This window comes from Achromobacter sp. NFACC18-2, from assembly GCF_900108985.1.
In the GTDB taxonomy this organism is placed as follows: Bacteria; Pseudomonadota; Gammaproteobacteria; order Burkholderiales; family Burkholderiaceae_B; genus Achromobacter.
The window spans coordinates 280,095-292,968 of record NZ_FNYM01000008.1; the positions used below are offsets into that span (position 1 = coordinate 280,095).

Sequence of the window (12,874 nt, forward strand, 5' to 3'; positions counted from 1 at the left end):
GGAATAGGCTCGTGTTGATTTGCTCGTCGGGGAATGGGGGTATAAACGCCGCCTGGCACTTCCTCTGGAGCCGTCGGGGCGAGGTCTCACCCCCCGCCCGCCGCCAGCTCATCAAACAACCGCTCCCCCCCCATCTGCCCGCCCTTGAGCATCAATTCGATCCCGTCCGTCACGGGATCGTCGCTGCGAGCGACGCTCACGGTCACCCCCGGCGCCAGGACGCAGCGAAACGCTAGCCCCCAAAGCCCCAGCGCCAGCGTGGCCTGGCTGGACGTGTCGCCGCCGGCGATGCCGATGCGGTTCAGGCGTCGGCCGGCCTGGGCGCTGGCGCGCACGATGTCGGCGACGAGCCGGGCCGTGGCGAGCGCGGTGGCGGCGGTCTGTTCGGCGTTGACGGCGCCCGACGGCTTGTCGGTGTGCGCGAGCACGTTGCGGCCCTGGGCCAGCATGGCGGCTGCCTGTTGGACCTGTTGCGCGGCGTAGTCGGGATCGGCCAGCAGGCGCTCGGTCACCAATGGCTGGCGGGCATAGCTTTCAGCCGCGGCGATTTGCCGTGCAGTGACGGGCGACAGGCTGCCCGCCACGACCAGCACCGGGCCATCGGCGGAGGCGAGCGGCGTCGGCGGGGCCATGCCTTCGCGCGGGGTCGGCGAGGCGCGGGCCAGCGCCTGCTGCACGCTGCTCGGGCCTACGGCCAGCAGCGGCGCGCGCGCCGCCGCGCGGCGGATCAGGCGGCCGATGACGGCAAGCTGCGATTCGTCCACGAGGTCCAGCAGCAGCGGGCCGTCGGCGGTGTCCAGAAGACGGTCGATCCAGTCGTCGACCGCCGGCACATCCGCGGCCGATGGATAGTCAATGTGAGGCACCGACCGGATGCCAGCCAATCCCTGCGCCGCCAGATGCCGCCGCAGGTCCGCCTCGTGCATCGGCGTCACCGGATGGACGCTCATCACCGGGTGCCGGTCGATCCGGTGGATTTCCGGCGCGGCGCCCGCTCGCGCAAAAAGCTGCGCGAAGCTGCAATAGCGTCCGATGCTGGGCTGCCCGCCCACGATGGGCACGATGGGATTGGGCAGGTGCCGCCGCAATTCCCGCACGGCGGCCCCGATGCTGCCGACGTGCGGCGCGCTGTCGAAGGTGGAACAGCATTTGTAGTGCAGCACGCGCGCGCCGGTGCCCGCCATGAACTCACCGACCGCGCGCAGTTCAGAGGCCATCTCCTCGGGTGCCATGCCGCGCGCGGCGCCAGCGATGCCGATGGCATCCAATGGACCCGCGCGCTCCAGTTGCGCGGGAGAGGGCACGCTCAAGAAGAGCAGGCTGCGCAGCCCCGCGCGAGCGACTTCGGCCAGCGTGTCGGTGGCGCCGGTGAAGTCGTCGCCATACCAGCAGACCTGTGGCGCGGGAGCGCCCGTCATGCGCGGTTTCCGAAGAAGTCCAGGGCGCGCCGCAGCTCGGGCGCGTTGCGGGCGTAGTCTTCCAGCGCCTGGTTGTCACGCACCGCGTGCCACGCCTGGCGGATGCTCTGCACGCCAGCGGCAGGGCCGTCCGGGTGGGCAAGAATGCCGCCGCCCGACATAAACAGTAGGTCGTCGCTGCGCACCGCAGCCCACGTGGCGGGCACCGTGCCGGCCCATTGGCCGGACGAGAAAGCAGGCATGACGGCGTCGTCAATCCCTGGGGTCAGCGAGGCGAGGCAGTCGCGCGCCGAGTCGACGACTTCGCTGTCTTCCTGCGAGAACTTGCCTTGCAGGCCGTGCACGTGCATATGGTCCACGCCCGCCAGCCGCCACAGCGTCTGGTAGGCCTGAAAGCCCATGCCCAGCAGCGGATGGCGCGACAGCGCGCCAAAGCCGTTGCGGTGGCCGTGCAATGCCAGCGGCGTGCTGCGACGCAGGGTCTGGATGGCGGAGTAGCCGCACCAGTTCAGGCTGGCCATGACGCAGGTGCCGCCTTCGCGTTCGATCAGGTCGGCGTGGCGGCGCATGGCGTCGGTCTCGTCGCTGATGTTGAAGGCGACCATGACGTTGCGGCCGGTGCGGTCGCGGTGGGCGCGCACCACGGCCATCACGGCCGCGACGCGCTGGGCGAGCGGGGCGTGGGCCGGGTTGGCGCACACTTCGTCGTCCTTGATGAAGTCCACGCCGGCTGCGCAGAGCTGGGCGACCAGGTGCGCGGTCTGCTCGGGCGACAGGCCGACGTTGGGCTTGATGATGGTGCCCACCAGCGGACCCTTGTCCACGCCAGTCAGCGCGCGCGTGCCGGCGATGCCGACCTGGGGCAGGTCGAATTGGGCGCGGTAGTTGGCGGGCAGCTCCATGCTTTCCAGCCGCAGGCCGGTGACTTCGCCCAGGTCGTACAGGTTGCCGCCGACCGTGGCCGCCAGCGTGGGCAGGTTGGCGCCGACGTTGGCGACGGGAAACGCGATGCGTACGCGCGCGCGCTGGAATTTGCCTGGCATGCCGCCCGGCTGGCGCGCTAGGTAGGCGTTGGGCAGGCTGGGCGCGTCGACGGTTTCCAGGGTTTCGATGGATTCGATGCGCGCGCGCGCACGGGCACGCAGTTCGTCCGTCTCGCCCTGGACGCGCGTGAAGGTGCCGCAGGATTGCTCGCCGGCCATGACCTCCGCGACCTTGGCGGGGTCGACGGGGGTTTCGATCAGGTAGGTGGCGGTAAACGATTGGGAATTCATGGTGGCGATGAGGCGGCAGGGCGGATCAGAGACGGGTCAGGTCGGGAAAGGCGCGGACCGGATCCTTGCCGTCCCAGTTCTGCGAGCTTTCGCGGATCAGGTCGAAGAGGCGGCCCTTGGGACCGGCCACTTCGGACAGCTCGATGACGGTGCCGGGGTGGTATTCGGTGTCGAAGTAGATGAAACGGCCTTTTTCGCCGACTTCGCCGCTCATCTTGGGCTTGAAGCCCTGCGCCAGCAGGCGCTCCAGGTCGGCGTCGTAGCTTTCGGTCCAGTAGGCGACGTGCTGCAGGCCGGTGCGGCCCGCCTGCAGGAAGTCGCGGTACATGGAAGGCACGTCGTTGCGGGTCTGGATCAGTTCGACCTGCACGTAGCCCGAGTTGGCCAGGGCCACCGAGTTGTGGGGTTCGTAACCCACGCCGTCGTATTGGTAATTGACGATGGGCACGCGCGGGTTGTAGTACCAGGGACCCACGCCGAGCTGGGTGCTCCAGTAGTCCATGGCGGCTTCGATGTCATGCACGACATAACCGAGTTGGCGGATCTCGCCCAGGAAACGACTCATGTTGGAATCTTTCTTAAAAGAGGTGGAGTGCGCGGCCCCGCCGGGCGGAGCCGCGTCGCGTCACAGAAAACCGATGGAGAACCAGGGGAAGGCGGCAACCACGATCAGGCCGATCAGCAACGCGCCGATGTAGCCCCAGATCGGGCGGATACCTTCGTTGGGGTCGACGCGGCTGATGGCGCAGGCGCCGTAGTAGCCGACGCCGAAGGGCGGCGCGAAGAGACCGATGCCCATCGCGAAGATCACGACCATCGCGTAGTGGACTTCGTGCACGCCGGCCTGCACCGCGATCGGGAACAGCAGCGGACCGAACAGCACGATGGCGGGGATGCCTTCCAGCACGCTGCCCAGGATGATGAAGGCCACGATGGACACCGCCAGGAAGCCGTAGCTGCCGCCGGGCATGCCGGCCATCAGCTTGGCCAGGTCGCCCGAAAAGCCCGACTGCGTCAGCGCCCACGCCATGGCGGTGGCGCAGCCGACGATCAGCATGATGGCGCCCGACAGCGAGGCGGTCTCGATGAGCATGGGCTTGAGGCGCGCCCAGTCAAAGCGCCGGTAGATCAAGAGACCCACGACGGCGGAATACACGATGCCGATGGTGGAGACTTCGGTGGCGGTCGCCACGCCTTCGACGACGGCGGCGCGGATCACGAAGGGCAGGGCCACCGCGGGCAGCGCGATCATGAAGAAGCGGCCGATCTCCTTGAAGGTGAAGCGCTGCACCAGGCTCAGGTCTTCCTTGCGGTAGCGCCACCAGACCACCGTGCACAGCGCCAGGCCCAGCACCACGGCGGGCAGCAGTCCGCCCGTGAAGAGCGCGGCGATGGATACGCCCGTCACGGAACCGATGGTGATGAGGACGATGGACGGCGGAATCGTCTCGGTCTGCGCACCCGTGGCGGACAGCAGGGCCACCAGGTCGCCGGGCTTGGCGCCGCGCTTTTTCATTTCGGGGAACAGCACCGGCGCAATGGCCGCCATGTCGGCGATCTTGGAGCCCGAGATGCCGGACACCAGGTACATGGCGCCGATCAGCACGTACGACAGCCCGCCGCGCACGTGGCCCAGCAGGCTGGCCAGGAACTGGATCATGGCGCGCGCCATGCCCGTCATTTCGATCAGCGAGCCCAGGAAGATGAAGAGCGGCACCGCCAGCAGCATCAGGTGGGACATGCCTTCGTCCAGGCGGCCCACCATGACGACCATCGGCGTGTTGGTGGTCAGCGCCAGGTACGAAAACGTGGCCAGCGCGAACGAGAACGCGATGGGCACGCCGGAGAACACGGTGGCCGCGACGATGCCCACGAAGAAGATCACCAGGTTCAGCTTGCCCAGGCCCGAGAACAGCGGCTGCGCCAGCCAGAACAAGCCCACGATCGCGGCCACCCCGGCCAGCGCCGTCGCCACCTGCGGCAGCGGCTGCGTGCGCAGCAGGCGCAGCACGGCGATGACGCCCATCAGCCCCATGCCCACGGGAATCGCGGCGGCGCGCCAGGCGTTGCTCAGCTCCAGCGCGGGGGTGATGATGAAGTGCTCTTCGTGCGCGTACTCGATGGCGGGCGCCAGGATCAACACCAGGAACGCCAGCGACGCCGCCAGCGCCGCGGTTTCCAGCTGCGCGCGCCGCGCCGGGCTGACGTTGTTCACCAGCGCCGTCATGCGCATGTGTTCGCCGCGCCGCAGCGCCACCACGGCGCCCAGCATGGACAGCCACAGGAACAGAATGGAGGCGAGTTCGTCGGACCAGACCAGCGGGCTGTGGAACACATAGCGCGAGACGACGCCGGCGAAGAGCACCAGGATCTCGATCAGCACGATCGCCGCGGCAACGTGTTCGACCACACTGCCCAGCACGCTGTCGAGCGCGCCGGCCGCCCGGCGCAGGGGATTGGCCGGCAGCGCGGGCGTGGCGGCGTGGGGAGCGGACAGGGAGGACATGGCGCGCGACCTCAGGCCAGCTTGCCGACGGACTGCTCCAGCAAGCCCCAGGCCTCGTTGCCGAACCGGCCCTGCCATTCCTTGTAGAAGCCCGCCGTGCGCAGCTGGTCGCGGAAGCTGTCGGCGGACGGCTGGTTGAACACGAGGCCCTTGGCTTCCAGGTCGGACTGCACCGAGGCGTTGAGCTTCTTGATGTCTTCGCGCTGGGCCAGGCCCGCTTCGTTGATGCCGCGCGCAACGACCGTCTTCAGGTCGGCGGGCAGGCCTTCCCACATGCGGCCGTTGGCGATGAACCAGTAGCCGTCCCAGATGTGGTTGGTCAGCGAGCAGTATTTCTGCACTTCGTACAGCTTGGCGACCTGGATGATGGGCAGCGGGTTTTCCTGCGCGTCCACCACCTTGGTCTGCAGCGACGAATAGACTTCGCTGAACTGCAGGCTGGCCGGCGCGGCGCCCAGGCCCTTGAACATGGAGATCGGCAGCGAGCTCACCGGCACGCGGATCTTCAGGCCGTCCATGTCGGCGGCGGTGTTGACCGGCGCCTTGCTGCTGGTGGTCTGGCGAAAGCCGTTGTCCCACATCTTTTCAAAGGCGTAGAGCTTGCGCTGCGCGATGGCGGCGCGCACATGGGCGCCCAGCGCGCCGTCCATGGCGGTCCAGACCTGGCCGTAGTCCTTGAACGCGAAGCCGACGGCGTTGATGGCCGCCACCGGCACCAGCGTGGCGATCACCAGGGCGGACGGCGTGAAGAAGTCGATGCCGCCCGAGCGCACCTGGGCCAGCATGTCGGTGTCGCCGCCGAGCTGGTTGTTCGGGAAGATCTTGATGTCGACGCGGCCGTTGCTATCCTTGAGGATGCGTTCGGCGGCTTCCTGGGCGCGGATGTTCAGCGGATGCGTCACCGGCAGGTTGTTGCCGTACTTGAGCGAAAAGTCGGCGGCGCGGGCGATCAGCGGAAAGCCGGTGCCGGCGACGGCAAGGGCGGGAACCGCGCAAAGGCGGCGCAAGGCACTGCGGCGTGTCAGCAGCTTCATGGTTGTCTCCATAGTCGTAGTTATGATGTTTTTTGATGTGCCACAAAACCGCCTGAGCCATGCGGCAGAATGGACAATAGTGAATAGGCGCTATCATCGTCAAATCTTATTCATGATGGTTTTTGATGTGAATAATCCCGCCTCCGACCGCAAGCTCGCTCGTCTGGCCGACGTCGCCGCCCGCGCCGGCGTGTCCACCGCCACCGCCGACCGGGTGCTGAACCGCCGCCCCGGTGTCCGCCCCGCCACGGCGCAAAAGGTCTTCAAGGCCGCCATCGACCTGGACTACCTGCCCGACGAAGCAGCGTACGCGGCGGCCGCGCCCGAGCCGATGCGGCTGGTGTTCCTGCTGCCGCGCGGCAGCAATCGCTACCTGCGCATGCTGGGCGACACGGTCAGCTACGCGCACGAACACTTCGCCCCGCTGAACGCGAAGTGCCAGGTCGACTACGTGGAAAGCTTCAATCCCGATGCGCTGGCGCAGGCGCTGGCCCGGCATGGCAAGCGGGCCGACGGCATCGCGTTCATGGCGCTGGAGCATCCGGTGGTGCGCGAGGCCGTGAACGCGCTGGCGCAGCAGGGCGTGCCGACCGTGACGCTGATTTCGGATATCGCCAACAGCGCCCGCGTGGCCTATGTGGGCTTGGACAACCGCGCCGCGGGCCGCACGGCTGGCTATCTCATCGCGCGCTTCATCGGCTTGCGCGCGGCGCATGTGGCGCTGATCGCCGGGTCACGGCACTACCGGGCGCACGAAGAACGCGAAAGCGGCTTTCTGCAGCTCTATGCGGAGCAGTTCCAGGCGATGCAGGTGGTGGACCTGCGCGAAGGCTATGACGACGCGCAGCGCAACTACGAGCAGACGCGCCAGTTGCTGGAGCAGTATCCGCAGCTTGCCGGCATCTACAACATCGGCGGCGCGTCCGATGGCGTGGCCCGCGCGCTGAAGGAGGCGGGGCAGCAGCACCGGGTTGTTTTCATCGGGCATGGCCTCACGCCCGACACGCGGGCGCTGCTGATCGACGGCACGATGGACGCCGTCATCACGCAGAGCCCCATGGAAGCGCTGATGAGCTGCGTGCGCATCTTCAGCAATCTGCGCGACAAGCGCAGCGCAATGAACGGGGTGGAGCTGGCGCGCAGCCAGGTGATCTTTCGCGAGAACCTGCCGTAGGCGTGGGGCCGCGCCCGGCGGCCCGGCAGCGGCGTCTGAAAGCGCCAATCGGAGATTCGCGGGCGTATGATTCCCGCTATGGGCTCGCACCCACTCCGGCAGTGGTCGGCATGCCATTGCCAACCTCAACGCAGGGTTGTTCAACAACGGCCGCCCCGGCGCCCGCCGGCGGACGGCTGTGAAGGCGCTACGCCATGGATCGCTTCCTGTCCGCCGTCCGCATGGCCGGCCCCGCCTCTTGCGAGGCGGGGACCCGGGCGCGGTCACCGGCGGGTGATCACGATTTCCATGTACTCGCTGGGCACCACCATCGTCGAGTCGCCGGACCGGTTGAACTTGTCGATCTGTGCCGTGATGTCGGCGGTGAGCGCCGTCTGCGCCGCGGGTTCCAGCGCGCCGAACGCCTTGAGCAGCGGGCCGTAATAGGTCTTGAAGACCTGCATCCAGTGGTCGGGCGACCGGTACCGGAAGACGAAGTGGCGGGGTTCGCATTGGATCGACGACGCCTCGGCCCCGAACATCTCTTCGATGCGCGCCTTCGTGCCCCACAAGGCGGGCGATTTCACGCCTGCGGGCGGGGGCAGGTGCTTGCCGATGGTCTTGAAGATCTGCCCGATGAAGCCGTCCGGCGTCCAGTTGGCCAAGCCGATCTTGCCGCCGTGCTTGCACACGCGGGTCAGTTCGGCCGCGGCCTTGTCCTGGTCGGCGGTGAACATCACCCCGAAAGTCGACATCACGACGTCGAACGCCGCGTCCGGGAAGGGCAGCGCCTCGGCGTCGGCCTCCTGGAATTCGATCTTCAGGCGTTCGGCGGCGGCGCGTTCGCGGCCGCGGCTCAGCAGCGCGGGCACGTAGTCGGTCGAGGTGACGTCGCACCAGCGGCGAGCGGCCGCCAGCGTCGCATTGCCGTTGCCGGCGGCGACGTCCAGCACCTTCTGGCCGGCGCGCACGTCAAGCGCTTCGCAAAGCTGTTCTCCTACGATCTGCAGCGTGGTGCCGACGACGGCGTAGTCCCCGGAAGACCAGGTGCTCTGCTGGCGGGTTTTCAAGGCGGCCAGGTCAGGCTGTGCGGTGTCGCGCACGTCTCTGGTGGCAAGGGAGGAAATGGACATGGTGTGTCTCCGATAGAGCGTGGGATGCGCGACGGCCTCCATGACCAGCGCGCCGGGGCCGTGCAACCAGCGCCGCGAAGGCTTTCGCGTGCCGTGCGCCCCGGAAACCACGATAGAAACCGCGCGTGGAGGCGAGCGTGGTAGCCGGCGTGGAATCTGCGGTGGAATCCGGCGGCGCGGCCATCCACGTGCGCATGCTGGGGCCGATGGCGATCACGCGCTGGGGCGCGCCCGTTGCCTTGCCGCCGTCGCGCAAGCTGCGCGCGCTGATCGCGTACCTGGCGCTGGCGCCCCATGCGGTCATGCGCTCGCACCTGTGCGAATTGCTGTGGGACATTCCAAACGATCCGCGCGGCGAACTGCGCTGGTGCCTGAGCAAGGCGAGGGGCCTGCTGGACGAGCCCGGCAGGCGTCGGGTCGAGACGGCGCAGGACAGCGTGCGCCTGGACCTGTCCGATTGCCGCGTGGACGTCCTGGACATAGACGCGGCGATGCAGAGCGGGATCGATAACGTAAGCCCGGAGCGGCTGCGCGACCTGTCGATGCTGTTTGCGGGCGACTTCCTGGAAGGGCTGGAGATCGGCCGCAGTCCGTTCTTCCATAGCTGGCTGACCGCGCAGCGGCGGCGCCTGCGGGCCTGCCATGCGGCCGTGCTGGCGCGCCGGGCCGCGGCGCTGCCGGCGGGGTCGGAGGACAGCTTCGCGTGCCTGGACCAGTGGCTGCGGCTCGCGCCCTTCGACCCGCAGGCGCACCAGCAGATGCTGGGCGCGTTGGGATTGCGCGGGCAATGGCGCGAAGGCGAAGAACACCTGGCGGCGGCCGTTCGGGCGTTCGAGGCCGAGGGCCTGGACGGGCGGCCGCTGCGCGACGCGTGGCGCGAGGTGCGCGCCCGCCTGGCGGGCGGCGTCCCGTCCGCGGCTGACGCACCGCCGCCCGGCCAGTCGGACCCTGCTCCGGAACGGCAGGGACGCGCGTCGATCGCCGTCATGCCTTTCGCGGACCGGTCGGCACAGGCGGGTGTGCGGGGCGGCCTGGCGGACGGGCTGGCCTTCGACATCATTACCCGGCTGGCGAAGCTGCGCAGCCTTTTCGTCATTGCGCAGGGCACCGTGTTCGCGCTGGACCAGCGCAGCGTGGGGCCGGAGGAGGCGGGCCGCACGCTCAACGTGGACTACGTCGTGAGCGGATCGCTGCGGCGCCAGGGCCAGCGCCTGGCCGTGGAAGTGCAGCTCGTGGACGCCCGCAGTGCCCGTATCGTCTGGGCGGACGTCCTGGACCACACGTTTGACGACGCCTTGCTGGCCCTGGACGAGATCGGCAATCGCATCGTGGCGTCGATCGATATCGAGATCGAGGCCGCCGAACGCAACCGCGCCATCCTGACGCCGCCCAATTCGCTGGATGCGTGGCAGGCGCATCACCGCGGCCTATGGCACATGTACCGGTTCAACCGCACCGACAACGAGCAGGCGCGGCATTTCTTCGAATTGGCGGTGCGGCTGGATCCGACGTTTTCGCGGGCCTACGCGGGCCTGTCCTTCACCCACTGGCAGACCGCATTCCAGCGCTGGGGCGAGCAGGCGCCGGCCATCGACCTGGCGTTCGAGACCGCCGGGCAAAGCCTGATCGCCGACGACCGCGACCCGGCCGCGCATTGGGCAATGGGGCGCGCGCTGTGGCTGCGCGGCAGCCAGGATCCGTCGATCAGCGAACTGCGGATTGCCGTGGACTTGAGCCCGAACTTCGCCCTGGGACATTACACGCTGGGCTTTGTCGACTGCCAGTTGGGCGACGCCGAAGCGGCTATCGGCGCGTCCGACCATTCCCGCCACCTCAGTCCCTTCGATCCGCTGCTGTTCGGCATGCTGGCGGTGCGCGCGCTGGCGCTGGTGCGCCTGGGCCGCATCGAGGAAGCCGCGGGGTGGGCGGTCAAGGCGGCGGCGCGGCCCAACGCCCACGTGCACATCCTGGCCATCGCCGCGTGCTGTCTGGCGATGGCGGGCCGGATCGACGAGGCGCTCGGCTTTCTGCCCGCCATCCGCAAGGCGGCGCCGGCGTACCGCGTGGACGATTTCCTGGGGGCGTTCAGGCTGGCGCCGGACACGCAGGCGCTGTTCCGTGAGGGCGCGCGGCGGATCGGGATAGGGTGAGGCGCGACGGCCCTGCGCGGAAAGCGTAGGCTTGCATGTGCCTGCCTAGGCAGTTAATATGCGTCGATCGATTCCGCCGCGGCGCGGCAGGCCCATCATGCGCAACGATTCCCCTTCCGTTCTGGACGAACTCTGCACCGGCGAACTCGGCTTTCTGGTCACGTCCGTGCGCAATGGCATCCACGAGGCCCTGGACCGCGAACTGGCTCCGCTTCAGATCACCGTGCAGCAGTACGTCGTGCTGAACTGCATCGTCAAGGGGTGGGGCCGCACGCTCAGCGATTTCTGCCGCGTGCTGGCTTACGACTCCGGCGCCATGACCCGTTTGCTGGACCGCATCGCCGCCAAGGGCTTCATCCGCCGCGTGGAAAACGAAGCCGACCGCCGCAGTTACTTGATCGAGCTGACCGAGATGGGCCAGGCGGCCTTTCCGCAGGCGCGGCAGGCGACGGAGGTGGCGTTTCGCCGGTTGTTGGCCGGCTTCTCGGAAGCCGAAGGGGAGATGCTGCACAAGTTGCTGTCTCGCTTGCTGATGAATGCGCGATCGGACCAAGGGTAGGGAACGCCATCTTCTTTTCCGGGGTCGTTTCCTTTTTTTTATTTATTTATCTGCCTAGGCATATACAGCCTGGGCAAGCTCAGGCTTCTTCAAGCGCTTCCCAGGCGGTTCCATGTCCCCATCCAAACCCCCGCTTTCGCTCCTGCTGGTCATCGGCGCGCTGACATTCATCGACTTCCTGCAGAACGGCATGGCCACGTTCGGCGCCGCGCCCATCATGGGAGAGATCGGCGCCAGCCCCGAGGAATACACCCACATCGCCGTGGTGTACGCCTGCGTGGCCGTGGTGATGATCGCCCTGCAGGGGTGGCTGACCCACCGGCTGGGCCTGCGCGCCTATCTGCTGGCGTCGCTGGCCGCCGCGGGCGCCGGCGCGGCGGCGTGCGCGCTGGCGCAAGACCCCGCGGGCTTTCTGCTGGGTCGCGTGCTGATGGCGCTGGGCTGCGCGGCGATGCTCACGTCGTCCCGGCTGACCGTCAACCTGATTGCCCCCGGGCCGGCGCGCTTTCTGGGCATCAAGGCGCTGGCGTCGGGTCTATGTTTGGGCACGGCCCTGGCGCCCTGGCTGGCCGCGATGGCGGTCGAGCACGATGGCTGGCCGTTGATGTTCTGGCTGATCGCCGCGCTGTCGCTGCTGGCGATGGCCCCGGTCATGCTGGCCATGCCGGGCCGCGAAGCCGGCTCGGTGCTGGCCGGCAACGTGCGCCTCCTGCCCGTCGCGGCCCTGGGCGTGGGCAGCTTCCTGGTGCTGCATGCCTTGCAGCGCTCTTACTACGACTTCTTCAGCGACGGCGGCCTGCTGGCGTTGTCGGCCGTGGCGGGCGTGGCGGCGCTGGGCTGGTTCGTGTGGGCGGAGACGCGCAACGGGGCGCCGCTGCTCAGGCTGGGCGGCATGAAAGAGATGCGCTTCCTCTGCGGGTTGGGCCTGTTCATGGCCTGCTACGTGATGCTCGGCGCCAACGGCTACCTGGTGCCGTTGATGCTGCAGCGCGCGCTGGGACTGGCGTGGATCACCGCGGGCGAGTTCTTCGCGATGGGCCTGGGCGCGGGCGTGCTCACCTGGGCCGTGATGTCGCAACTGCTGCCGCGCTGGCCCGCGCCCCGGAAATTCTTCGTGACCGGCTTCCTGGCGCTGGCGGCCTTCGGGCTGCTGATGTCGCGCCTCACGCCGACCGCGAACATGTGGACCGACGTCTTTCCGGCGCTGGCGTGCTATGGCGTGTTCATCATGACGCTCATGCCCACGACCGCGATGCAGACCTTCACCGGCTTGACGCGCGATCCGGCCGTGTTCGCCCATGCGCAGCAGGTCAAGAACATGCTGGCGCAGATCGGGCAGGCGCTGGGCATCATGCTGGCCACTATCGGCCAGCAGTGGTTCGCGTCGCGGCACTACACCGTGCTGCACGCCAGCGTGGCTACCGGCAACGCGCAATTCGAGGCGGCGATGGCGCAGTTGTCGGCCTACTTCGCGACGTCCGTGGGACCGGCGCAGGCGCAACAGCTCGCCATGGCGCAGATCGCGCAATGGCTCAACCAGCAGGCGGTGCTGCTGGCCAGCCTGGATCACTTCCGCATCGTCGCGGCCGTGGCGGTCGCCGCAGCTGCCGTCAGCCTGGTGCAGCGGGTGTTCCGATAGGCGCGCCG

The 12,874-nt window shown here is 68.3% G+C and carries 10 protein-coding genes; 4 read left to right on the plus strand and 6 right to left on the minus strand.

The genetic code is table 11. The features are described from left to right. Positions 1-86 precede the first annotated feature (86 nt). From BMW75_RS15040 to BMW75_RS15060, 5 genes are read right to left on the minus strand one after another with little or no spacing between them, the layout of a single operon-like run. Positions 87-1,418: a four-carbon acid sugar kinase family protein gene (locus BMW75_RS15040; RefSeq protein ID WP_092580375.1), complete on the minus strand. Its 1,332-nt coding sequence runs from the start codon at positions 1,416-1,418 to the stop codon at positions 87-89. Then, positions 1,415-2,692 carry a ribulose-bisphosphate carboxylase large subunit family protein gene (locus tag BMW75_RS15045; RefSeq protein WP_092580376.1) on the minus strand — a complete coding sequence of 426 codons (1,278 nt, stop codon included), beginning with the start codon at positions 2,690-2,692 and terminating at the stop codon, positions 1,415-1,417. Before BMW75_RS15045 ends, BMW75_RS15040 begins: the two co-directional genes overlap by 4 nt. A gap of 25 nt (positions 2,693-2,717) precedes the next feature. Then, the gene (locus BMW75_RS15050; protein WP_092580377.1) at positions 2,718-3,257 is read right to left on the minus strand and encodes a VOC family protein; all 540 of its coding nucleotides are present in this window, start codon (positions 3,255-3,257) and stop codon (positions 2,718-2,720) included. 60 nt (positions 3,258-3,317) lie between these two features. Then, positions 3,318-5,198 carry a TRAP transporter large permease gene (locus BMW75_RS15055; RefSeq protein WP_076520439.1) on the minus strand — a complete coding sequence of 627 codons (1,881 nt, stop codon included), beginning with the start codon at positions 5,196-5,198 and terminating at the stop codon, positions 3,318-3,320. 11 nt (positions 5,199-5,209) lie between these two features. Beyond that, the gene (locus BMW75_RS15060) at positions 5,210-6,232 is read right to left on the minus strand and encodes a TRAP transporter substrate-binding protein (RefSeq protein ID WP_092580378.1); all 1,023 of its coding nucleotides are present in this window, start codon (positions 6,230-6,232) and stop codon (positions 5,210-5,212) included. 112 nt (positions 6,233-6,344) lie between these two features. Here BMW75_RS15060 and BMW75_RS15065 point away from each other — a divergent pair, with 112 nt between their 5' ends. Further along, a complete protein-coding gene (locus BMW75_RS15065) occupies positions 6,345-7,406 on the plus strand; it encodes a LacI family DNA-binding transcriptional regulator (protein ID WP_092580379.1) in 1,062 nt (353 codons plus the stop codon). A gap of 263 nt (positions 7,407-7,669) precedes the next feature. Here BMW75_RS15065 and BMW75_RS15070 read toward each other — a convergent pair whose 3' ends face one another. Beyond that, entirely contained in the window at positions 7,670-8,518 is an 849-nt protein-coding gene (locus BMW75_RS15070; protein ID WP_092580380.1) for a class I SAM-dependent methyltransferase, read from the minus strand. Positions 8,519-8,667: 149 nt separating this feature from the next. On the opposite strand from BMW75_RS15070, the gene BMW75_RS15075 reads away from it, so the two are divergent. The 3 genes from BMW75_RS15075 to BMW75_RS15085 all read left to right on the plus strand — a co-directional run bounded on the left by BMW75_RS15075 (position 8,668) and on the right by BMW75_RS15085 (position 12,866). After that, the gene (locus BMW75_RS15075) at positions 8,668-10,668 is read left to right on the plus strand and encodes a transcriptional regulator (RefSeq protein ID WP_254792019.1); all 2,001 of its coding nucleotides are present in this window, start codon (positions 8,668-8,670) and stop codon (positions 10,666-10,668) included. A 97-nt stretch (positions 10,669-10,765) separates the two neighbouring features. After that, the gene (locus BMW75_RS15080; protein ID WP_092580382.1) at positions 10,766-11,227 is read left to right on the plus strand and encodes a MarR family winged helix-turn-helix transcriptional regulator; all 462 of its coding nucleotides are present in this window, start codon (positions 10,766-10,768) and stop codon (positions 11,225-11,227) included. 112 nt (positions 11,228-11,339) lie between these two features. Then, the gene (locus BMW75_RS15085; protein ID WP_092580383.1) at positions 11,340-12,866 is read left to right on the plus strand and encodes an MFS transporter; all 1,527 of its coding nucleotides are present in this window, start codon (positions 11,340-11,342) and stop codon (positions 12,864-12,866) included. The last annotated feature ends 8 nt before the right edge of the window (positions 12,867-12,874 follow it).